Here is a 21805-nt window from a genome sequence, read left to right as displayed (position 1 = left end):
CCGTGCCGATGCAGTCCTGGTTCACCGACGCCAAGTTCGGGATCTTCGTCCACTGGGGTATCTACGCCGTCGACGGCGTCCAGGAATCCTGGTCCTTCTACGACGACATCGTGCCCTACGACCAGTACATGTCCCAGCTCGAACGGTTCACCGGCGCCCACTACGACCCACGGGCCTGGGCCGACCTGTTCGCCCGGGCGGGCGCGAAGTACGCCGTCCTCACCAGCCGGCACCACGACGGTGTCGCCCTGTGGGACACCGCGTACGGCGACCTGAACCTGGGCCGCGACTACATCTCCGGTTACGCCGAGGCACTGCGCGAGAAGGGACTGAAGGTCGGCCTCTACTACTCGCACTCCGACTGGAGCCATCCCGACTACGCCACCACCCGCAAGCCGGGCCGTCCTCCCGAGCTGGAGGACAACCGGTACTCCGAGTGCTCGGCCGAGGACGAGGATCTCGATGCCTGGGAGCGGTACATCGCCTACCGTGACGGCCAGGTCCGTGAACTGGCCTCCCGCTACCGGCCCGACCTGATGTGGTTCGACGGCGAGTGGGACCGCAGCGAGGAGCAGTGGCGGATCAAGGAACTCGCCGCGCTCATCCGCTCCTACGTCCCCGACGTCGTCTTCAACGCCCGCATGCTCAGCGAGGGCGACTACGCCACCCCCGAGCAGGGCGCCCCCATAGTGCCGCCGGAGGGCCCCTGGGAGCTGTGCCTGACGATCAACGACTCATGGGGTCACCAGCACCACGACCACAACCACAAGTCGCCGGCGCAGCTCATCCGGTACTTCACCGAGACCATCGGCGGGGGCGGCAACCTGCTGCTCAGCGTCGGCCCGATGGAGGACGGCACCATCCCGCAGCCGCAGGTCGAGCGCCTCGAAGTGATGGGGGAGTGGATCCGCAAGCACTCCGAGGCGGTGTACGGGACGGTGCGCGGGCTGCCGGCCGGGCACCACTACGGGCCCAGCACGCTCTCCGCCGACCGTCGCACCCTCTACCTGACCGTGTTCGACGCCCCGCGCGCCGAGATCGGTGTCCGGGGCCTGGCCACGAAGGTCCGCAGGGTCACGGTGCTCGGCACCGGTGCCGAGCTGGGCCACCGGGTCGTCGGAGGCCTGCACGAGGCGGTCGGCGTGCTGTGGATCGACCCGCCCGCCGAGTCCGACCTCGACCCGTACGCGACCGTGCTCGCCGTCGAATTGGACGGCGAACTGGAGTTGTACCGGGGTTCAGGCCGGTTCTGACCTGCCGAGGCGGCCGGCCCTGGTGGGACCGGCCGCCGAAGCGGGGCTCTCAGCCGGTGAATCCGGCCGTGATCGAGGTGAACTGCCAGTTGTTCTGGCTGATGCCGGAGCAGTTGCTCACCACGCCGCCGCCCGCGCACGGCCGATCACGGTTGACCGACCAGAAGGCGAGCCGGGCTATGTGGTGGGAGTTCGCCCAGTCCCGGATCTGGGTCCAGATCGCCGGGGCGGTGTTCTCCTGCTGGTCGGACAGGCCGTTCATGCCGGAGATGCCGATGTGGGAGTAGGCGGTCGCGTCGTCCCACCCGAAGGTCGACTTGAGTTTGGCCTTCAGGCCCTCGGCGGCGTTCACCGTGCTGCCGTACATGTCCGAGCCGCCGCCGAAGTCGAACGGCATGATCGTGAAGACGTCGATGTTCGCGTTCAGTGACTGCGCCTGCTCGATGAGGCGGTTGCCGTAGTAGGTCGGGCCGGTGGTCGACGTGCCGAAGGTGACGATCGTCCTCAGGCCGGGGTTGGCCGCCTTGACGGTCTTCAGCGCGGTGAGGATCCTCGCCTGCACGGCCTCGTTCTCGAACTCGTCCGAATTCTCGATGTCCATGTCGATCGCCTTCAGGGAGTAGGCGTCGATCACCTTCTGCAGGGCCCCGGCGAGCGCGCTCGCGGAGGAGCAGTTGGCGCCGAGCTTGCTGCCCTGCCAGCCGCCGAACGAGGGGACGATGTCGCCGCCGGCGGAACGGATGGCGTTGACGGCGCTCTGGTCGGCGCCGCCGGTCAGCGGCCGGCTCCCGTCCCAGGCGGGGGTGCAGCCGCCGGAGTCCAGTACGAACGCCATGGTGAACCACTTGACGCCGGTCGCGCTCATCACCGTGCTCGGGTTCGGCGGATCGCCCCAGCCCTCGTACAGGTACGGCGCGGCCTGCTTGAAGCCGCTGCCACCGCCGCTGCCCGCGTCCGTGGTGACCGTCACGGAGTTGGAGGCCGCCGACACGTTACCGGCCGCGTCACGTGCCTTCACCGTGAAGGTGTACGCGGTGTTCGGCGACAGTCCGCCGACCGTCGCGCTCGTACCGGAGACGCTGAGTACCTGGTTTCCCCCGCTGTAGACGTCGTACGCGCTCACGCCCACGTTGTCCGTCGACGCGTTCCATTTCAGCGACACGCTCGAGGAGTTCTTCCCGGTGGACGCCAGGCCGGTGGGCGCGGTCGGCGCCTGGGTGTCCGAGCCGTTGCCCCCGCCGCCGGGTCCGTCCAGGCTGAAGTCGTCGGCGTAGTAGGTGCCCTGGGAGTACCAGCCGTGGACGTAGACGGTGGCGCTGGTCTGCGTGGCGCCGGTGGTGAAGGACACCGACAGTCGACTGTATGCGGAAGGCGATGTCGTCCAGGTGGAGGCGCCGCCGCTCACGCCCAGATAGACGTAACTGCCGCGCACCCAGCCGCTGAGGCTGTACGTGGTGTTCGGCTGGACGGAGACCGTCTGGCTGCACTGGGCGTTGTCGCTCGAAGTGACGGCTCCCGCAAGGGCCTTGGAGCCGCCGTGCACGGGGGAGGAGACGATCGAGCCGAGGTTCCCGCTGCAGGTCCAGGGGGAGAGGCCGCCCGATTCGAAGCCGGAGTTGGTGAGGATGTCGGCCGCGTGGGCGCTCACGGGGAGGGCGATGGCCCCGGCCAGCGCCAGGGTCGCGGAGCCGAGCAGGGCGAGGAGACGGCGTCTGGAACGCCGGAGTGTGTTGCGCACGCGATCTCCCTGAAGTGATGGGGGGTTTCGGGAGTGCACGAGGTGTGCGGGGAGTGCGGAAAGAGGTGCGCAACCAAGTTGGTATGGACCAATCATGGTGTCAAGAGGATGCGCCATGATTGGTCCAGACCGGTGGACGGTGTGCTTCAGGCCGATGCGATGCGGGCCCTCGCGGCTCAGGCCGGTGCCGCCGCGGAGGCACCCGTCTGTGCCGCGACTTCGGTGGCGGGCGCCGCCGCGGGCGAGGGCATCGTCGGCAGCAGCGGCCCGGCCTCCTCCGTGCGCTGCCGCGGGAACGACACCGGCCGCACCGGACGCGGCCCGGACACCACGGCGTAGTCCTGGCCCAGGAACGGTGGCACGATCTCGCCGGTTTCCTCACCCAGCGCCAACTGCACCGCCGCCCACGGCGCGTTGACCCCGCACAGCGACAGCTGGTGCAGGCCGCCGGCTGGGCGGGTGTTGACGTCGAGCAGCACCGGCTGCTCCCCGAACAACCGGAACTGGATGTTGGACAGGTAGTGCAGCCCGAACCCCTCCGCGATCAGCCGCGCCGGTGCCAGCCACTGCTCGTCGAGGGTGAAGCCGCGCCGCCGCCCGTTCTTGGTGCGGCCCACGGCCAGCCGGACACGGTTGTCCGGGCCCGTCAGACAGTCCACCGACACCTCCGGCTCCGCCAGGCGCGGCATCACCAGCCAGTCCACCGGCTCCTCGGCCTCTCGCACCGCCGCCACCACCAGCTCCAGCGGCACATTTGGACCCGGGAAACCGTTCAGCTGCGCCAGCGAGAACGGCGCGCGCGTGATCACCCGGAAGCCCACGCCGCCCGCTCCGGCGGCCGGCTTGAAGCATGCCTTGTGCCCGGCCGCCTCCAACTCGTCGACGGCTGCGAGGAGTTCGTCCGCCGTACGCACCCGCCACCACGGCGGCACCGGCACGCCGACCGAGGTGACCGCCTCGTACGCGGTCGCCTTGTCCTCGAACACGGCGACCCCCTCGGGGGTCGGCGCCAGCAGCACCGTGCCGGCCGCCTCGAACTCGGCCCGCTGCGCCACGATCGCCGCCTGGTGCAGGCGCGGCACGAACACGTCGATACCGCGCCGCGCGCACTGGTCCAGGGCGTACTCGACGTACCCGGCCGGGGACAGTCCCTCCGGCTCCAGGTCGGCGGTGTCGGCGGCGGCCAGCACGGGGGAGTCCGGGTCACCGTGCGTGGCATGGATCTCCACCGCGCGGTCGCTGGGATTTCTCCGCAGCTGTTCCATGAAGAACACGTTCTCCGCGTACGTGCGGTTGAGCCAGACGCGTACGCGAGAGAGCATGCATGCCGCCTTTCGGGGTTTCGGGCAGGGCGCAGCGGCCCGTGCCCGGGCAGGGGAGAGGGAGGTACACCAAACCGCCCTGCGCGAAGGGCGTTCCTGGCGGTGGTGTTGGGGCGATCATACGGCTTTCAACGGCCCCTGCGTGCAACGCCCGTGTTACGGATGCACCGGTCCCGCGCGGCGGCGCCGTGAAGCAGCGACTGAAGTGGCGCGCCCCGCGCTGGCGCGGATTGTCCTTGTCCGGCGGCCGTGCATGTGTTCTCGTGGTGTCACTGACATGATCGGAAGGGGCCAGGGTGGAGTCCACGGCCGGCGGGGCCGGGCAGTTGCTGGCCATCAGCGACCTGCACATCGGATACGCCGAGAACCGTGCACTCGTCGAGCGGATGCGCCCCGGCTCGGACGACGACTGGCTGATCGTGGCCGGCGACGTGGCCGAGACGGTCGCCGACATCCGCTGGGCCCTCGGGACCCTCGCCGGTCGCTTCCGCAAGGTCCTGTGGTCCCCCGGCAACCACGAGCTGTGGACCCACCCCCGTGACACCGTCACCCTGCGCGGCGTCCCCCGCTACGAGCACCTGGTCGAGCTGTGCCGTGAGCTGGGCGTGACGAGCCCCGAGGACCCGTACCCCGTGTGGCACGGCTCCGGCGGTCCGGTGGTCGTCGCACCGCTGTTCCTGCTGTACGACTACTCCTTCCTGCCCGACGGATGCGCCACCAAGGACGAGGGCCTCGCCTACGCGCACGGCACCGGCATCGTCTGCAACGACGAGCACCTGCTGCACCCGGACCCCTACCCCAGCCGAGAGGCATGGTGCCAGGCCCGGGTGGCCGGGACGGAACGCAGGCTGGCCGAGCTGCCCGAGGACCTGCCCACCATCCTGATCAACCACTATCCGCTGGACCGGCACCCCACGGACGTGCTGTGGCACCCCGAGTTCGCCATGTGGTGCGGCACCCGGCGCACCGCCGACTGGCACCGCAGATTCCGCGTCGCCACCATGGTCTACGGTCATCTCCACATCCCGCGGACCACCTGGCACGACGGCGTCCGCTTCGAAGAGGTGTCCCTCGGGTATCCCCGCGAATGGCGGGGGCGCCCACAGGCGCCGGGAATTCCGCGTCGTATCCTGCCGAGGGAGGTCGAGTCCGGTGATCGAGGAGCTGCTTCCGCACTCCGTCGTGGCCGTGGAACTGCACGGTGACGAGGAGCTGCGGGACGCCCCGCTCTACCCCGGGGAAGCGGCACTCATGACCCGGGCGGTGGCCAAGCGCCGCCGCGAGTTCTCCGCCGTGCGCGCCTGCGCCCGGATCGCCATGGAGAAGCTCGGAGTGCCCCCGCAGCCCGTGCTGACCGGCGAGAGCGGCGCGCCGCTGTGGCCGGACGGCCTGGTCGGCAGCATGACCCACAGCGACGGCTACTGCGCCGCCGCCCTGGCCCGCGCCACCGACCTGGCCTCCCTCGGCATCGACGCCGAACCGCACGAGGTGCTCCCGGAGGAGGTCGTCTCCTACGTCTTCCTGCCCGCCGAGGCCGAGCGGCTGGGCCGGCTCGCCGAGGAGCGGCCCGACGTGCACTGGGACCGGATCCTGTTCAGTGCCAAGGAGTCCGTCTACAAGGCCTGGTTCCCGCTCACCGGCCGGTGGCTGGACTTCTCCGAGGCCGACATCGACATCGTCCCCGAGCCCGGCCCGGACCCGGGGGGCCGTCTGCACGCCGAACTCCTCGTGCCGGGGCCCTGGGTGGGTGGTCGCCGCGTCGGCCGGTTCGAGGGCCGCTGGGGCGTCCGGCGCGGGGTGGTCATGACGGCGGTCGTGGTGCCGCATTCCTGAGCGCGCCCAGGGCCCGGGAACACCGGCCGTGCGGTCGAACGCCGCGTCCCCGGGCCCGGCCGGCTCAGGACCGCGGGCGCCGGTCGTGCAGCAGCCGGAAGAACTCTCCCTCGTTGCCCGCGAGGCCGGCGTCCGCCAGCGCCCGGTCGGCTTCGGCCAGCACGGCGGGCGGGACGGCGACCGGCCGGGGTTTGTCCGGCGGCCCGTCCAGGGCGGCGCGCACGGTGTGCAGCAGCCGCAGATATGCCTGGACGGCGGCGCGCTCACGGTCGGTCAGTACGGTGGTGGGCATCGGTCGGCTCCCCGTGGAGTGTCATGGTCCACGCGCTGCGCGGCGCGTACGCCGCTCACGGCTGCGGCGCACCTCCAGCTTGCCCCCCGCCACTGACAACGCCGCCCTGCCGCACGCCGGCCACGGTCCGGCGCGCCTCAGGCCTGGCGACGCAGATACCCCAGCGACGCCTCGATACGGCCCGCCACGTCGTCCCGCGGCACCGGGCCGCGCAGTGACGAACCCGCCAGCCGGGTACGGCACTTGCTGGCCAGCAGCAGGCCGAAGGCTTCGGCCTGCCGCTCCTCGGCCAGGTCGAAGCGGGTACGGGCGGCCACCTTGTGCACGGCGGCCTCCAGGGCCTCCTGGTCCCGGTCGTCGCCGAGCAGCCGCGACGCCACCCGTACGCCCTCGAGGCGGTGGCCGCTGTGGTCGGCCTGCATGTGCCACAACTCGTGCCCGAGGATGACCAGCTGGTGGTCGGGCGCGGTGCGCTCCTCCACGACGATCAGATCCCGGTCGGCCATGTCGAGCCACAGCCCGCTGGCGGTGCCGGGCGGGAAGGCGGCCGCACGGAACAGCACGGGCCGGCCGCGGCGGCGGCTCATCGCATCGCACAGTGCCGTGTACAGGTCGTTCGGCCGCGCCGGGGCGGGAAGGGTCAGTTCGGCGACCAACTCGCCGCACAGGCGGCGCATCCGCCGGGCGGTGCCCACTCTTCCGCGCGGTTTCACGACTCGGGCCGCTTGACGCTCTCCAGGAGCATGTCCAGCCACTCGGCGACCTTGTCGCGGTGCTGGTCGGTGGGCAGCTGCGCGGCCCGCCAGGCGATCCCGCGGACGCCGTGGTCCTGCAGCAGCCGCTCCAGCGGATCCTCGGCGAGCCGGGCCGCCGCCCGTTCACGGTCGGCCAGCTTCTGCAGCAGTTCCTGCTCGGTGCGCTGCAGGGCACCCGCGAGGGCCTCGGGGTCCTCCGCGGTGAGGAAACCGGCGTGCACGCGGAAGAAACGCTGCAGCGCGTCGCAGTGCTCCATCGTGGGACGCCGGTCGCCGTTGATCAGCGCGCCCGCCTGCTGCCGGGACATGCCCGCGCCGTCCGCGATCTCCTGCTGGGTGTACCTGCGCCCGTTGGGCTTCAGCCGGGTGCGGCGCAGCAGGTCCAGGCGCTGCAGAAACCTCGCCTGCACATCGGGCTCGCCCGCGGCCCGCCCGCCGAGCAGGGCCCTGATCACGGGGTCGGGGACGCCGCAGGCGACGGACAGCCGCCTGACGTCGAAGACCTCGGCGTGCGGCACACCGAGCCGGTCGGCGAGCGCGGTGACGCGGGCGACGACGGCCGGCAGCTGGGCGGTCGCCGTGGCGCCCGGATCCTCGTAGCCATCCGTCACCGACAGATCTCCTACGTCTCTCAGAGGCTCAACACGAGACTCACCACAAACAGTTGCCGTGAACTTCCCGGAGAGTAGCGGGTGCTTCGAACTCACATCCAGGTCTCGCCACAACTGTGGCCAATTTCAGCCGTCAACAGGCATGAAATGCCACGATAGTTGACATGACTCTTGTCGGAGCAGCAGGATCAGGGCGCCGCGTGAAGGCCGCATAGGCAAGAGGGGTGACCTCCCGATGGCACATCAGGCAGGTGGGCAGCGGCCGGCGCCGCGGCCCGTCCCCGAGGGTCTCGAGGCCCAGGCGTATCTCCAGGACTACGCCACGCTCCTGGAGGCTGTCTCCTTTCCGTCCTTCGTCGTGGACCACAGCTGGGACGTCGTCCTGGCCAACAGCGCGTATCGGACACTTTTCCGGGGCGTCGGCCCGCATCCGACGGCCATGCCGGGCGACAACTTCCTGAGGTTCGTCCTGTTCCACCCCGACGCGGCCACCGTCCTCGGTGAGCACGAGCCGAGCTGGTGCCTGCCGATGCTGGCCCACTTCAAGGCCGCCTGGGAGCGCAGCGTCCATGATCACGGGCTGCAGGCGATCCGCCGGGACATCGCCCAGGACCCGCTCATGGAGGCCGCTTTCCGGCAGGGCCTGCCGCACTGGATCCGCACCGTCGGCGAGAACGCCGGCGAGCCCGACGGGGCCGTCCGTCCGCTGCTCCACCCGGACCCGCGCTGGGGCGCCACCGAGTGCCGGATCGTCGTCGAGACCCCGAGAGCCCTTCAGGCCTTCGGCTACGCCCGTCTCACCCTGGTCCTGCGCGACTCCCGCCGCACCGCCGCGGCCCCGCGCCGCGCCCGCGCCGCGGCGAGCCATCTGACCGTCGTTCCGGCACCGGAGGCCTGACCCGGCACCGTCGGCGTTCAGGTCGCCGACGGCGCCGGGCCGACCGCCGCACGGACCTCATCCCGTCGCCACCACCAGCACCAGCGGCACACCCCGGCAGGGCACCAGTCGGGTCGCTCCACACATCTGCGCCCGCCCCCGCTCCAGCACCGCGGTGAAGTCCGGCCCCCGGGTGAGGGACCCGGCGAGGTGGGCGGGGTCCGCGGAGGCCGCCACCCGGCCGCGGGCGTTGACCAGATGGGCGGGCCCGGGCAGTCGGCGCAGCAGGGGCAGTACGACCGCCTCGAAGTGCCGCAGATAGACATCGGCCGCGGCCACGCCCGCGAACCGGCCCGCCACCCGCACGGGCGCGGACAGCGTCAGGCTGTACTCGTCGGAGCAGAGGTAGTCGACGTACGGCCCGGAAAGGGCCCGCCGTCCGGCGTCGCGGGGCAGGGCGAACCAGTCCCAGTGCGTGTAGTCCGAGTACGCCGACCGGCCCGGGTCGAGGTCGGGCAGCAGCGGCCGCAGGACGCCCTCGGCGGAGGTCTGCCACCACTCCAGCCACGCCGGCACGTCCGTGAGCAGTCCCGGCGCGGTGATGAAACCGGCCCCGGATACCAACTCGTCCCGGGCCAGCCGCAGATGCAGTCCCGGGCGCAGCGCGGCGAGGTCGGCGGTCACGGGCCTGCGGCCTTCGGCGGCCACCCGGACCAGCAGCTCCGCCGTGTCGGCGCAGGTCTCGGCGACGGAGTCGAACACCGCTTCGAGCCGGCGGGCCACCTGGGCCGAGACGCCTTCCTCCGCGCTGCCGGCCGACGTCGTGGCCGCGTCGCCGACGAGACCTGGGCTCTGGCTCATGGCGCACTCCAGCGGACGGGCCCGACCGGCCGTGCTACAGGGTCAGGCGCAGCGCGATGAGCCGCGCCGCCGACTCCTGGACGCACCGTTCGGCCTGCGTGCGGGCGGTTTCGGGGTTGCCATCCTGCACGGCCGAGATCACGGCCCGCTGACGGTCCGCCACTTCTTCACGATATTCGTCGTCGCCGAGCACGAGGCACAGCAGCGCCCCGATCTCGGTCTGCAGCGCCACCTGTTCCCGGGTGAGCCGGGCGGACTGCGCGGCCGCCGCCAGCTCCACATGGAACCGGCCGTACACCCGGCTGCGTGCCGCTGCGTCCTCGGCACGGGCCAACTCCGCTGTGGTGCGACGCAGTTGGGCGAGGTCGTCGGGTTCGGTACGGTCGGCCGCGAGGCGGGCCGCGGTACCCGACAGGGCGGCCCAGTGGTCGCCGAGGTCGCGCAGCTCCTCGGTGCTCCAGCCGCGCAGCCTGGTCTTCAGCCGTTCCTCGCCGGGGACGTCGGGCAGCGAGACGAAGCTGCCGCCGCCGCGGCCCCTGCGCGTGGTGACCAAGCCCTGCTGCCGCAGTGCCATGAGCGCCTCCCGCAGGGTCACCGTGGACACGCCGAGCCGTCCGGCCAGTTCACTCTCGCCGGGCAGCTGCTCGCCGTCGGCGAGCAGTCCGAGCTCTATGGCGTCGCCCAGCCGGTGGACGACCGCCTCGACGCGCGCCAGGTTGTCGACCGGTGCGAAGACGGCTCTACGAGCCCCGCCGTCAGTCATTCGCTTCACGGCCACCACCTTGCCCGTTGACTCAAGCTTTGCCTTGAGGGGGGTCTTGAGATCTGAACTATGACTTCATAGTTTTACTGAAACGTACCGGCCGCCAGAAAGGTTCCCGTCCATGGGGGGAAGCGCGATCCTGCTGCAGGGCCTGACGAAGTCGTTCGGGGAGACCACCGCCGTGGCCGGGGTCGACCTGGAGATCCGGGACGGGGAGTTCTTCTCCATGCTGGGCCCATCCGGTTCGGGCAAGACGACCGTCCTGCGGCTGATCGCCGGCTTCGAGACCCCGACCGAGGGCCGGATCGAACTCGCCGGACAGGAGGTCACCCGGCTCGCCCCCTTCGAGCGGGACGTGCACACCGTCTTCCAGGACTACGCCCTCTTCCCGCACATGACAGTCGAGCAGAACGTCGCCTACGCCCTCAAGGTCCGCAAGGTGCCCAAGGCCGAACGCCTGGTCCGCGCCCGCAAGGCCCTCGCCGAGGTCCGCCTCGACGGCTACGGCAAACGGCGCCCGGACCGGCTCTCCGGGGGCCAGCGCCAGCGCGTCGCCCTCGCCCGGGCCCTGGTGGGCCGTCCCCGGGTGCTGCTGCTCGACGAACCGCTCGGGGCCCTCGACCTCAAGCTGCGCGAGCAGATGCAGGTCGAGCTCAAGGCACTCCAGCGCGAGGTCGGCATCACGTTCGTCTTCGTCACCCACGACCAGGAGGAGGCCCTGACGATGAGCGACCGCATCGCCGTCTTCCACGAAGGCCGCATCCAGCAGGTCGGCACCCCGGCCGAGATCTACGAGCGCCCCGCCACGCCCTTCGTCGCCTCCTTCGTGGGCACCTCCAACCTGCTCGTCGGCGAATCCGCCCAGCGCATCACCGGCGCTCCGGGCACCTACAGCGTCCGTCCCGAGAAGATCCGGGTGCTGAAGGAGTCCGCCGACGTGGACGCACCCGACCACGCCACTGCCACCGGCACCGTCGCCGAGGTCGTCTACCTGGGCGACAGCACCCGCTTCCTCGTCGACCTCGACGCCGGCGGCCGCCTCACCGCGCTGCAGCAGAACCTGGAGACCTCCGCCGAGGACGTCGCCGCCTACCGCGGCATCCGCGTCCGTCTCCAATGGCACCGCCGCCACACGATCCAGGTCCCCGACGCCCACTGATCGCTCTTCACCACAGGGAGTACGTCGTGCGTCTCACCCGAACCCTCCAGGTGGCGGCAGCCGCCGCGTTGCTCGTGGCCGCCACCGCCTGCGACTCCTCCGACGGGGGCGGCTCCCGGGCCGCCGGCCTCAACCCGCCCGACCTCAAGGCGCGGTCCAGCATCGGCAAGGCCGAGGGCCAGGTCGATCTGATCGCCTGGGCCGGTTACGTCGAGGACGGGTCCAACGACCCCAAGGTCGACTGGGTCAGCGACTTCGAGAAGCGGACCGGCTGTCAGGTCCGCTCCAAGGTCGCCGCCAGCTCCGACGAGATGGTCAAGCTGATGAAGACCGGCGAGTACGACGCCGTCTCCGCCTCCGGCGACGCGTCCCTGCGTCTCATCGCCTCCGGTGACGCGGCCCCCGTCAACACCTCTCTCGTGCCCCACTACAAGGACGTCTTCAGCGGCCTGAAGAACGGCGCCTGGAACTCCGTCGACGGCCGGATGTACGGCATCCCGCACGGCCGCGGCGCCAACCTGCTGATGTACAACACCGAGAAGGTCGACCCGGCGCCCACCTCCTGGTCGGCCGTCTTCGACGACGCGGCGAAGTACAAGGGCCACGTCACCGCGTACGACTCGCCGATCTACATCGCCGACGCGGCCCTCTACCTCAAGGCGACCAGACCCGAGCTGAAGATCAAGAACCCGTACGCGCTCGACCAGAAGCAGTTCGACGCCGCAGTAGCCCTGCTGAAGAAGCAGAACGCCAGCATCGGCGAGTACTGGAGCGACTACCTCAAGGAGGTCTCCGCCTTCAAGAGCGGGGACTCGGTCGTCGGCACCACCTGGCAGGTCATCGCGGGCCTCGCCGCCGGCGAAGGCGCCAAGGTCAAGGCGTTCGTACCCAAGGAGGGCTCGACCGGATGGTCCGACACCTGGATGGTGTATGCGAAAGCCAAGCACCCGAACTGTGCATACAAGTGGTTGGACTGGATCGTATCCCCGAAGGTCAACGCCCAGGTCGCCGAGTACTTCGGCGAGGCCCCGGCCAACGCCAAGGCGTGCGAGGAGACCAGCGACAAGAACTTCTGCACCACCTACCACGCGGATGACGAGAAGTACTGGAAGAACATCGCCTTCTGGAACACGCCCATCGAGCAGTGCCTCGACGGCCGCACCGACGTCAGGTGCGTGCCGTACGCCAAGTGGGTGCAGGCCTGGACCGAGATCAAGGGCTGAGCGATGACCACACAGGCGAACGCCGCCGGGCACAGGACCGTCCGGCGGCTCGCCGGGACGCTGCACCGCCGCCCCCGGCTCCGGCTGGCCCTGCTGCTGACCGCCCCGCTGCTGTGGCTGGCCGTGCTCTACCTCGGCTCGCTGACCGTCCTGTTCGTCTCCGCGTTCTGGACGACGAACTCCTTCACCTCCCAGGTGGTGAAGGTCTTCTCCACCGCCAACTTCCACGCCCTGGTCACCACACCCGTCTACCGGCAGGTGATCCTGCGCAGCGTGGGCGTGGCCCTCGCGGTCACCGTCATGTGCGCGGTGGTCGCCTTCCCGCTGGCCTTCTACACCGCCCGGGTCGCGCGACCGAAGCGGCGCCCCCTGCTCGTCGTCGCCATCCTGACCCCGCTGTGGGCCAGTTACCTGGTCAAGGTGTACGCCTGGCGGCTGATCCTGTCCGAGGGTGGACTCGCCGACTGGACGCTGCGGCCGTTCGGTCTGAGCGGACCCGGCTTCGGGCTGCCGGCGACCGTGCTGACGCTCACCTACCTCTGGCTGCCGTACATGGTCCTGCCCATCCACACGGCGCTCGAGCGGCTCCCCGCCGGTCTGCTGGACGCCTCGGCCGACCTCGGGGCGCGTCCCGGGCGCACCTTCCGGTCGGTCGTCCTGCCGATGGTGCTGCCGTCGGTGGCCGCCGGGTCGGTCTTCACCTTCTCGCTCAGCCTCGGTGACTACATCACCGTGCAGATCGTGGGCGGCAAGACCCAGCTGATCGGCAACCTCGTCTACTCCGACATCGAACTCAACCTGCCCATGGCCGCGGCGCTCGGCACGGTCCCGGTGGCCGTGATCGTGCTGTACCTGCTGGCGGTGCGCCGCACGGGCGCCCTCAGCAGCCTCTAGAGAGGTCATCACCGTCATGCAGCTCTCGCGTTCCGCGCGCATCGCGCTGCGCGTCGCCGCCGGATTCGGTTTCGCAGTGATCTACGTGCCGTTGTTGCTGGTCCTCGTCAACTCCCTGAACCCGGACCGCAGCGCGAGCTGGCCGCCGCCCGGCCTGACCGCCCACTGGTGGTCGGTCGCCTGGCGGAACACGGGAGCGCGCGAGGCGCTGTGGGTGTCGGTGAAGGCGGGCCTCGGCGCCACCGCCGTCGCGCTGGTCCTCGGCACGCTGATCGCGTTCGCGGTGGCCCGGTACCGCTTCTTCGGCCGGGGCACCGTCTCCTTCGTCGTCGTCCTGCCGATCGCGCTGCCCGGCATCGTCACGGGCATCGCCCTCAACTCCGCCTTCGGTACGGTCCTCGCGCCGCTCGGGATCGGCCTCGGTCTGTTCACCGTGATCGTCGGCCACGCCACCTTCTGCATCGTGGTCGTCTTCAACAACGTCGTCGCCCGGCTGCGCCGCACCGCCCGCTCGTACGAGGAGGCGGCCATGGACCTCGGCGCGCACACGTTCCGTGCCTTCGCCGACGTCACCTTCCCGCTGGTGCGCTCGGCTCTGTTCGCGGGCGGGCTGCTCGCCTTCGCATTGTCCTTCGACGAGATCGTGGTGACCACGTTCACCGCCGGGCCGGGCATCGAGACCCTGCCCATCTGGATCTTCGCCAACATGACCCGGCCGCAGCAGGCTCCCGTGGTGAACGTGGTGGCGGCGGTCCTCGTACTGCTGTCGGTCGTCCCGATCTACGTCGCCCAGCGGCTGTCGGCGGACACGGCGACCGGAAGCCGGGTGTGAAGCCGGCCGAGCGGGGTCAGAGGTCGAGGACGAGCCTCCCGCCCCGGCAGCGGGACACGCAGATCATCATGGTGTCCCCGGCCGCCCGCTCCTCGTCGCTGAGCACCGAGTCGCGGTGCTCGGGGGTGCCCTCGAGCACGTCCGTCTCGCAGGTGCCGCAGGTGCCCTCGGTGCAGGAGTAGAGCACTTCCACGCCCGCGGCGCGCACGGTGTCGAGCACCGAGACGCCCGCGGGGACCGTGAGGGTACGACCGCTTCTGGCCAGCTCCACCTCGAACTCGCCGTCGTCGCCGACGGGTTGCGCCTTCGGCTGGAACCTCTCCACGCGCAGCACTCCGGCCGGGCACCGCGCCTCGACCGCGTCGAGCAGCGGGCCGGGACCGCAGCAGTAGACCAGGGTGCCGTCGGGCAGGCCGTCGAGCACCGGACCGAGGTCGAGCAGCCCCGTCTCGTCCTGCGGGGCGATGGTCACACGGTCCGCGTAGCGGGCCAACTCCTCGGTGAACGCCATGGACCGGCGCTCCCGCCCGCCGTACAGCAGTGTCCACTCGGCGCCCGCCGCCTCGGCCGCGGCCAGCATCGGCAGGATCGGAGTGATGCCGATACCACCGGCGACGAACCGGTAGCGGGCGGCGGACTGGAGCGGGAAGTTGTTGCGCGGTCCGCGCACCCGCACCTTGTCGCCCGGCCCCAACCGCTCGTGCACGTAAGCCGATCCGCCCCGCCCGTCCGGCTCGCGCAGCACCGCGATGCGCCACACGGCACGGTCGTCCGGGTCGCCGCACAGCGAGTACTGCCGCTCCAGGTCCGGGCCGAGGAGCACGTCGACGTGGGCGCCCGGCTCCCAGGCGGGCAGTTCCTCGCCCAGCGGGTGGCGCAGGGTCAGGGCCACGACGCCCTCGGCGGCAAGCTCCAGCCGGTCGACCACGAGTTCGGTCTCGTACACGTTCATGAGCCGGCTCCTTGCGGCGGGTGGTGGTCTTCGGGGTGGCCGAGCATCCACTCCCACATCGCGACCGGGTCCTGCGCGGTGTGCTCGGCGCCGCAATGGCAGGTGCCGTGCAGGACGTCGGTGCCCGGCAGCCAGTCGATGCGGTAGACCTCACCGGTGGCGGCCGGGTGGGCAGGCGTCGTCACTGGACCTTCTCCATGGGCTTGTCCCCCTCCTCGACCAGCCGGGCGAGGATGCGGCGGGCGGCCAGGCCGCCGGTGTCGATGTTGATGCTCAGCTCCTGGTAGCCGGTCCGCTCGGTGCCGAGCGTCCTGTGCAGCAGGTTGAGCGCGTCCACGTCCTGCATGACGACGGTGTGGTTGTTGCCCCGCAGGAACTCGGTGACCTCCTCGTCGTCGACCGCCCAGTCCCGGGAGACCATCCAGAAGTCGTACACGTGACCCTCGGCGGACGGGGTGATCGCGTAGGTGATCTCGGTGTGGAAGCCGTTCGGGTCGCTGCCGTCCTCCTGAGGCAGCACACCGACCGGCGCGATGCGGCTGTGCAGCAGGTACAGGCACGGCGCGTGGTACTCGATGTCCTGCCAGCGGGTGATGCGGCCCTCGATGCCGGTGGAACGGGCGTAGAACGGCGGACAGGCGGCGTCGTCCATGTGCCGGCCGACCCGCACGATCCCCGCGCCCTCGTCGACCTCGGTCGTGATCGGTGTCTCGGCGACCTCCGGGGTGCCGATGTAGCCGCCGTGCAGATACGTCTCGTGAGAGAGGTCGAGGAGGTTGTCGACGAGGAGGCCGTAGTCGGCGTCGATCGGCTCCATGCCGCGGACGGTGACCCAGCCCGGGGCGTCGAGGTGCCGGGCGCGCGGGATGGTCAGCGGGTCCGCGAGCGCCGGGTCACCGATCCACACCCACACCAGCGAGTCCTGCTCGACGACCGGATAGGAGGCGACGCGGGCCGTGCGCGGGACGCGCTTCTGCCCCGGCACGTACACGCACGTACCGGTGGTGTCGTAGGTGAAGCCGTGGTAGCCGCACACGATCCGGTCGCCGTCCAGCCTGCTCTCGGACAGCGGGAAGCGGCGGTGCACGCAGCGGTCGTGCAGGGCGACCGGCGTGCCCTCCTGCTCGGTGCGGTAGAAGACGAGCGGCTCGCCGAGGATGGTGCGTCCCAGCAGCTCCTCCCGGCCGACCTCATCGCTGTAGGCGGCGACGTACCACTGGTTCCTGGCGAAGGCGGTCATGTGGGGCATGGCAGCGGCTCCCGTCTCTGTGTCGTGGCAGCATCGTCGGGAAGGGCTTCACAGGGCCGCAATACGGCTTCCGCCTCACGGAAGCGCCAGTCGGCAAGGGGCGGTCGACCGACCGGGCGGACACCGTCCGCGTCACCGTGCGGGGTTTTCTTGGTGAGGTCTTGGCCCGCCGTACGGTCGCCCGTCACATGACAGCCACCGCACCCTTCCCAGACGTTCGGTGCCCTTGGAACACTCGCACCGCGCTTCCGTTGGTCACGTTCCGGCCATCCCGTGCGCCAGGATGAGAGGTCCCTCAGCCATGCCCGAAGTCAACCGGCGTCGATTCCTCCAACTCGCGGGCGCCACCTCGGCGTTCACCGCACTGTCCAACAGCATCGAGCGCGCCGCCGCGCTGCCCGCCAACCATCGCACCGGGTCGATCGAGGACGTCGAGCACATCGTCGTCCTGATGCAGGAGAACCGTTCCTTCGATCACTACTTCGGCTCACTCAGAGGTGTCCGCGGATTCGGCGACCCGCGCCCGGTGGTGACCCGCCAGGACGGGAAGCCGGTGTGGTACCAGTCGGACGGCACGAAGGACCTGCTGCCCTTCCACCCCGACGCCGACGACCTCGGGCTCGCGTTCGTCCAGGACCTCCCGCACGGCTGGAACGACGGACACGCCGCCTTCGACCAGGGCAAGTACGACAAGTGGGTGCCGTCCAAGGGCTCCACGACCATGGCCTACCTGACGCGTGAGGACATTCCCTTCCACTACGCGCTCGCCGACTCGTTCACCGTCTGCGACGCGTACCACTGCTCGTTCATCGGCTCGACCGACCCGAACCGCTACTTCCTGTGGACGGGATACACCGGCAACGACGGCAAGGGCGGCGGCCCGGTCCTCGGCAACGACGAGGCCGGCTACAGCTGGACCACCTACCCCGAGCGCCTGGAGAAGGCCGGGGTCTCGTGGAAGATCTACCAGGACGTCGGCGACGGCCTCGACGCGAGCGGCTCCTGGGGCTGGATCCAGGACGCCTACCGCGGCAACTACGGCGACAACTCGCTGCTCTACTTCAAGCAGTACCAGGACGCGAAGCCCGGTGACCCGCTGTACGACAAGGCCCGCACCGGCACCGACGCCCGCAAGGGCGAGGGCTTCTTCGACCAGCTCAAGGCCGACGTCAAGGGCGGCAAGCTGCCGCAGATCTCCTGGATCGTGGCCCCCGAGGCCTTCACGGAGCACCCCAACTGGCCCGCGAACTACGGTGCCTGGTACGTCGCCCAGGTGCTCGACGCCCTCACGGCGGACCCGAAGGTGTGGGCGAAGACGGCCCTGTTCATCACCTACGACGAGAACGACGGCTTCTTCGACCACCTGGTCCCGCCCTTCCCGCCGGCCTCCGCCGCGCAGGGCGGCTCGACGGTCGACGTCGGACCCGACCTGTTCAAGGGCGACGGCAGCCATGTCGCCGGGCCCTACGGACTGGGACAGCGGGTGCCGATGCTCGTCGTCTCCCCGTGGAGCAAGGGCGGTTACGTCTGCTCGGAGACGCTGGACCACACCTCGATCATCCGGTTCATGGAGCGCCGCTTCGGTGTGCACGAGCCGAACATCTCGCCCTGGCGGCGCGCCATCTGCGGCGACCTGGCCTCGGCGTTCGACTTCTCCCGCACGGACACCCGGCCGGTCTCCCTGCCGGACACCGACGGCTACCGGCCCCCGGACCACGACCGCCACCCCGACTACGTGCCGACCCCGCCCGCGAAACCGGCGCTGCCCAGGCAGGAGCGCGGGCACCGGGTCACCCGGCCGCTCAAGTACGCGCCGCTGGTGGACGGTTCGGCGGACACGGCGACCGGCAGGCTGACGCTCACCTTCGCCTCCGGTGCCCACGCGGGCGCCGCCTTCCTCGTCACCTCCGGCAACCGCGCCGACGGCCCCTGGAGCTACACCACCGAGGCCGGCAAGTCGGTCTCCGGCACCTGGGACGCGGCGCAGTCCGGCGGCACCCACGACCTGACCGTGCACGGCCCGAACGGGTTCCTGCGCGTCTTCAAGGGCCGCGGCAAGGGCGCCGGGCCCGAGGTCACGGCCCGGCACACCGGCGACGACGTCGAGCTCACCTTCACCAACCGGGGCACCGGCACCGCCCGGCTGAAGCTGGCGGACGGCTACGGCGGACGACCGCGGACGGTGACCGTGCGCTCCGGCGCGCACGTCCGGCTCACCGTGGACCTGTCGGCGAGCCGCCGTTGGTACGACCTCACCGTCACGTGCGACACCGATCCGGCGTTTCTGCGACGGTTCGCCGGACATGTCGAGAACGGGCGCCCCGGTGTCAGCGACCCGGCGATCGTCACGGAGTAAACGGACGATGAATACCGCATCGTGGGGACTGGTCAGGTACCGGTCAGCTCAGGGTAGTGTGCCCCGGTGACCACGCAATCGAACACTCCTGCAGGTTGGTACCCCGATCCGCACGGTGCGCCCCAGACGCTCCGTTACTGGGACGGTGCGCAGTGGACGGACCACACCAACCCGGACCAGCGGGGCGCCCAGCAGGCCGCTCCGCAGGCGGCCGTCTTTCCGCAGCAGCCGGCCGGTGACGCCAAGGTGCAGCGGCAGGTGCAGCAGCAGGCCGGAGTCGCCGCCGGCGGCCCCGGCGGTGGCACTCTGTTCACCGAGCCGGTGCTGGTGGTGAACCAGAAGGCCAAGCTGATCGAGGTGACCAACGAGTACAAGGTCATGGATCAGAACGGCCGGGAGATCGGCTCGGTGGTGCAGGTCGGTCAGAGCTTCCTCAAGAAGGTCGTCCGTCTCCTCTCCAGCCTCGACCAGTTCATGACGCACAAGCTGGAGATCCGCGACGCCTACGGCCAGCCGCAGCTGCTGCTGACCCGGCCGGGGAAGATCTTCAAGTCCAGGGTGATCGTGGAGCGCCCGGACGGCTCACCGGTGGGCGAGATCGTCCAGCAGAACATGATCGGCAAGATCAACTTCGCGATGAACGCCGGCGGCCAGAAGGTCGGTGCCATCAAGGCGGAGAACTGGCGGGCGTGGAACTTCGCCATCGTCGACCACGCGGACAACGAGGTCGCCCGGATCACCAAGACCTGGGAAGGTCTCGCCAAGACGCTGTTCACGACGGCGGACAACTACGTCCTGCAGATCCACTACCAGCTGCCCGAGCCGCTGCTGAGCCTCGTGGTGGCGACGGCCCTGACCGTCGACACGGCGCTGAAGCAGGACTCGCGGGGGCTGGGCTGACCGCGGTCTCCTGTATGCAATCCCGTATGCAGGAGACGGTCGGCGGTGAGACGGTCGGCGAGAGGCAGGCAACGGCGGCCGGTGTGTACAGAATCCCGTACACACCGGCCGCCGCCTTCGTGTCCGAAGCCCTACAGCGGAGTCAGGCGTCCTGAGCGCGACCGACGGGGCACCAGCGCCGGCTCCAGCGACGCCGTCACCGGCTTCAGCGCCAGGACGGCCGCCACGGGATGGTCCTCCTCCGCCTTGAAGGCCGATTCCGCCGCCGGTGTCACCCGGGTCAGCAGCACCACACCCCAGGACGCCAGCCCCGCCCCGGCGAGGGCGAGCAGCACACCGGCCGCGCCGCCCCGCAGCCCCTGGCCGAGCAGGCTGATCCCGATCACCGCGGCCGCGACCGGATTGGCCAGGGTCACCACTGCCAGCGGGGCGCCCAGGCCGCCCCGGTAGGCAGTCTGCGACAGCAGCAGCCCGCCCGTTGCGAACACGGCGACGAGCAGCGCGACCACGACCACTCCGATGCCGGGCCCGGCCCCGGAGTGACCGGTCGCCGCCACCGTCACCGTCTGGGTGAGCGCGGACGCCACGCCCGAGGTGAGACCGGACGCCGTCGCGTGCCGCAGTCCGGGCCGGGCGCCGGGCCGGGCCAGTACGCCGATCAATGACGCCGTCGCACCGGCGACCGCGAGCGCCTGAGCCAGGCTCAGCGCCCGCTCGGGTGCCGGACCCGACGCGGTGACCAGTAGCGCGGCGAGCCCCAGCAGTGTGAGCGCGGTGCCGCGCCACTCGGCCGGGCTGACCCGTCGCCCGGCGGCCCGCGCGCCCATCGGCACGGCCGCCACCAGGGTGAGCGCGCCGAGCGGCTGGACCACGGTCAGCGGACCGTACTTGAGGGCCACGACGTGCAGCAGCGCCGCACCCGCGTTCAGTCCGACCGCCGACCACCACGCACCGCTGCCGAGCAGCCGCAGCAGGCCCGCGCCCAGGTCGCGCGAGGCGAGGCGTTCCTGGGCGACGGCGGCCGCGGCGTAGGCGACGGCCGAGACGAGGGACAGGGCGACGGCGGCGAGATCGGCGTTCATCGGGCCGCTCCGACCAGGACCGGCTCCTTGGGGGAGACGAGCCCGCGCCGGCCGCGTCGGGGCCTGCTCACCGCACTCTCCGTGCGGTGCGGCGGATGGATCAGGGCGAGTGCCACGCCGAGCATGGCCGTCGCGACGATCGCGTCGAGCCAGTAGTGGTTCGCCGTACCGACGATCACCAGCAGGGTCACGAGGGGGTGCAGCAGCCACAGCAGGCGCCAGCGGGAGCGGGTCGCCACGATCAGACCGATCGCCACCATCAGGGCCCAGCCGAAGTGCAGCGACGGCATCGCGGCGTACTGGTTGGAGAGGTGGTCGGTCTGCGGTGGACCGTATACAGAAGGTCCGTACACGCGAGCGGTGTCGACCAGCCCCGTGCCGGCCAGCATGCGCGGCGGGGCGAGCGGGAACGTGAACGGCAGTACCAGGGCGGCGGCCGTGACCGCGGCCAGGACCCGGCGGGCCCAGACGTAGTGCGCGGGCCGCCGCAGGTACAGCCAGACCAGGAAAGCGGCGGTGGCCGGGAAGTGGACGGTCGCGTAGTAGGTGTTCGCCAGGTGGACCAGGGTGTCGCCGTGCAGCAGTGCGGACTGCACGGCGCCCTCGCCCGGAAGGTGCACGGCCCGTTCCAGGTCCCAGACGCGGCGGGCGTTGCGCAGGGCCTCACCGGTGTGACCGGTGGCCAGCTGCCGGCCGAGCTTGTAGACGAGGAAGAGCCCCGCGACGAGCAGGAGCTCACGGACGAGCGGCGGTCGCGCTATCGCGTCGGACTCCGCTTCTGCAGGCTCGGTACGGGCATCCATCCCCCGGCCCCTTCACTGACGGTGTTGCTGACTCATCGATACGTTTCCGT

Annotated in this window: 22 protein-coding genes; 10 read left to right on the top strand and 12 right to left on the bottom strand. The window is 70.8% G+C overall.

The features are described 5' to 3' along the window. Nucleotides 1-2: 2 nt before the first annotated feature. On the top strand, nucleotides 3-1253 hold the full coding sequence (locus ACFY0F_RS23015) for an alpha-L-fucosidase (RefSeq protein ID WP_388797294.1): 1251 nt from the start codon (nucleotides 3-5) through the stop codon (nucleotides 1251-1253). 49 nt (nucleotides 1254-1302) lie between these two features. Here ACFY0F_RS23015 and ACFY0F_RS23010 read toward each other — a convergent pair whose 3' ends face one another. Together ACFY0F_RS23010 and ACFY0F_RS23005 are read right to left on the bottom strand one after the other, a co-directional pair. Next, nucleotides 1303-2991, bottom strand: a complete 1689-nt coding sequence (locus ACFY0F_RS23010; RefSeq protein WP_388797291.1) for a carbohydrate binding domain-containing protein — start codon at nucleotides 2989-2991, stop codon at nucleotides 1303-1305. A gap of 176 nt (nucleotides 2992-3167) precedes the next feature. Further along, entirely contained in the window at nucleotides 3168-4313 is a 1146-nt protein-coding gene (locus ACFY0F_RS23005) for an ATP-grasp domain-containing protein (protein WP_388797288.1), read from the bottom strand. A 296-nt stretch (nucleotides 4314-4609) separates the two neighbouring features. On the opposite strand from ACFY0F_RS23005, the gene ACFY0F_RS23000 reads away from it, so the two are divergent. Together ACFY0F_RS23000 and ACFY0F_RS22995 are read left to right on the top strand one after the other, a co-directional pair. After that, nucleotides 4610-5518, top strand: a complete 909-nt coding sequence (locus tag ACFY0F_RS23000) for a metallophosphoesterase family protein (protein ID WP_388797285.1) — start codon at nucleotides 4610-4612, stop codon at nucleotides 5516-5518. Then, complete coding sequence (locus ACFY0F_RS22995) at nucleotides 5466-6146, top strand: 4'-phosphopantetheinyl transferase (RefSeq protein WP_388797282.1); 681 nt, start codon at nucleotides 5466-5468, stop codon at nucleotides 6144-6146. Before ACFY0F_RS23000 ends, ACFY0F_RS22995 begins: the two co-directional genes overlap by 53 nt. Before the next feature lie 64 nt (nucleotides 6147-6210). On the opposite strand, the gene ACFY0F_RS22990 is transcribed toward ACFY0F_RS22995, so the two are convergent. The 3 genes from ACFY0F_RS22990 to ACFY0F_RS22980 all read right to left on the bottom strand — a co-directional run bounded on the left by ACFY0F_RS22990 (nucleotide 6211) and on the right by ACFY0F_RS22980 (nucleotide 7804). Then, nucleotides 6211-6438 (bottom strand): hypothetical protein, encoded by a 228-nt coding sequence (locus ACFY0F_RS22990; RefSeq protein WP_388797279.1) that lies wholly within the window; start codon nucleotides 6436-6438, stop codon nucleotides 6211-6213. Nucleotides 6439-6575: 137 nt separating this feature from the next. Next, nucleotides 6576-7115 carry a toxin-antitoxin system, toxin component gene (locus ACFY0F_RS22985; protein WP_388797901.1) on the bottom strand — a complete coding sequence of 180 codons (540 nt, stop codon included), beginning with the start codon at nucleotides 7113-7115 and terminating at the stop codon, nucleotides 6576-6578. Nucleotides 7116-7147: 32 nt separating this feature from the next. After that, nucleotides 7148-7804: a helix-turn-helix domain-containing protein gene (locus ACFY0F_RS22980; protein ID WP_388797275.1), complete on the bottom strand. Its 657-nt coding sequence runs from the start codon at nucleotides 7802-7804 to the stop codon at nucleotides 7148-7150. 235 nt (nucleotides 7805-8039) lie between these two features. On the opposite strand from ACFY0F_RS22980, the gene ACFY0F_RS22975 reads away from it, so the two are divergent. Then, the gene (locus ACFY0F_RS22975) at nucleotides 8040-8702 is read left to right on the top strand and encodes a hypothetical protein (protein WP_388797272.1); all 663 of its coding nucleotides are present in this window, start codon (nucleotides 8040-8042) and stop codon (nucleotides 8700-8702) included. A gap of 57 nt (nucleotides 8703-8759) precedes the next feature. Here ACFY0F_RS22975 and ACFY0F_RS22970 read toward each other — a convergent pair whose 3' ends face one another. Both ACFY0F_RS22970 and ACFY0F_RS22965 read right to left on the bottom strand, forming a co-directional pair. Beyond that, nucleotides 8760-9542 carry a cache domain-containing protein gene (locus ACFY0F_RS22970; protein ID WP_388797269.1) on the bottom strand — a complete coding sequence of 261 codons (783 nt, stop codon included), beginning with the start codon at nucleotides 9540-9542 and terminating at the stop codon, nucleotides 8760-8762. A 34-nt stretch (nucleotides 9543-9576) separates the two neighbouring features. Beyond that, on the bottom strand, nucleotides 9577-10305 hold the full coding sequence (locus tag ACFY0F_RS22965; protein WP_388797898.1) for a FadR/GntR family transcriptional regulator: 729 nt from the start codon (nucleotides 10303-10305) through the stop codon (nucleotides 9577-9579). Nucleotides 10306-10426: 121 nt separating this feature from the next. Here ACFY0F_RS22965 and ACFY0F_RS22960 point away from each other — a divergent pair, with 121 nt between their 5' ends. Genes ACFY0F_RS22960 through ACFY0F_RS22945 form a run of 4 tightly spaced genes read left to right on the top strand, consistent with a single transcriptional unit; the run spans nucleotide 10427 to nucleotide 14413 of the window. Then, nucleotides 10427-11464, top strand: coding sequence for an ABC transporter ATP-binding protein (locus ACFY0F_RS22960; protein WP_388797266.1), 1038 nt, complete (start codon nucleotides 10427-10429; stop codon nucleotides 11462-11464). A 26-nt stretch (nucleotides 11465-11490) separates the two neighbouring features. Further along, nucleotides 11491-12687, top strand: a complete 1197-nt coding sequence (locus tag ACFY0F_RS22955) for an ABC transporter substrate-binding protein (protein ID WP_388797263.1) — start codon at nucleotides 11491-11493, stop codon at nucleotides 12685-12687. Nucleotides 12688-12690: 3 nt separating this feature from the next. Then, nucleotides 12691-13581 (top strand): ABC transporter permease, encoded by an 891-nt coding sequence (locus ACFY0F_RS22950; RefSeq protein WP_388797261.1) that lies wholly within the window; start codon nucleotides 12691-12693, stop codon nucleotides 13579-13581. Between the two features lie 16 nt (nucleotides 13582-13597). Next, entirely contained in the window at nucleotides 13598-14413 is an 816-nt protein-coding gene (locus ACFY0F_RS22945) for an ABC transporter permease (protein WP_388797258.1), read from the top strand. Between the two features lie 16 nt (nucleotides 14414-14429). Here ACFY0F_RS22945 and ACFY0F_RS22940 read toward each other — a convergent pair whose 3' ends face one another. The 3 genes from ACFY0F_RS22940 to ACFY0F_RS22930 are packed head-to-tail and all read right to left on the bottom strand — an operon-like array spanning nucleotide 14430 to nucleotide 16614. Next, nucleotides 14430-15365 carry a PDR/VanB family oxidoreductase gene (locus tag ACFY0F_RS22940; RefSeq protein WP_388797255.1) on the bottom strand — a complete coding sequence of 312 codons (936 nt, stop codon included), beginning with the start codon at nucleotides 15363-15365 and terminating at the stop codon, nucleotides 14430-14432. Further along, entirely contained in the window at nucleotides 15362-15550 is a 189-nt protein-coding gene (locus ACFY0F_RS22935) for a hypothetical protein (protein WP_388797252.1), read from the bottom strand. Before ACFY0F_RS22935 ends, ACFY0F_RS22940 begins: the two co-directional genes overlap by 4 nt. After that, nucleotides 15547-16614, bottom strand: a complete 1068-nt coding sequence (locus tag ACFY0F_RS22930; RefSeq protein WP_388797249.1) for a Rieske 2Fe-2S domain-containing protein — start codon at nucleotides 16612-16614, stop codon at nucleotides 15547-15549. Before ACFY0F_RS22930 ends, ACFY0F_RS22935 begins: the two co-directional genes overlap by 4 nt. A gap of 301 nt (nucleotides 16615-16915) precedes the next feature. Here ACFY0F_RS22930 and ACFY0F_RS22925 point away from each other — a divergent pair, with 301 nt between their 5' ends. After that, nucleotides 16916-18970: a phosphocholine-specific phospholipase C gene (locus ACFY0F_RS22925; protein ID WP_388797246.1), complete on the top strand. Its 2055-nt coding sequence runs from the start codon at nucleotides 16916-16918 to the stop codon at nucleotides 18968-18970. Between the two features lie 66 nt (nucleotides 18971-19036). Further along, on the top strand, nucleotides 19037-19870 hold the full coding sequence (locus tag ACFY0F_RS22920; protein ID WP_388797243.1) for a phospholipid scramblase-related protein: 834 nt from the start codon (nucleotides 19037-19039) through the stop codon (nucleotides 19868-19870). Nucleotides 19871-20001: 131 nt separating this feature from the next. On the opposite strand, the gene ACFY0F_RS22915 is transcribed toward ACFY0F_RS22920, so the two are convergent. Together ACFY0F_RS22915 and ACFY0F_RS22910 are read right to left on the bottom strand one after the other, a co-directional pair. Then, a complete protein-coding gene (locus tag ACFY0F_RS22915; protein WP_388797241.1) occupies nucleotides 20002-20952 on the bottom strand; it encodes a hypothetical protein in 951 nt (316 codons plus the stop codon). Continuing rightward, nucleotides 20949-21755 (bottom strand): phosphatase PAP2 family protein, encoded by an 807-nt coding sequence (locus ACFY0F_RS22910; protein WP_388797238.1) that lies wholly within the window; start codon nucleotides 21753-21755, stop codon nucleotides 20949-20951. Before ACFY0F_RS22910 ends, ACFY0F_RS22915 begins: the two co-directional genes overlap by 4 nt. Between the last annotated feature and the right edge of the window lie 50 nt (nucleotides 21756-21805).

The organism is Streptomyces sp. NPDC001544 (genome assembly GCF_042894285.1).
Lineage (GTDB): Bacteria > Actinomycetota > Actinomycetes > Streptomycetales > Streptomycetaceae > Streptomyces.
This window is presented reverse-complemented; position numbering and strand designations above follow the sequence as displayed.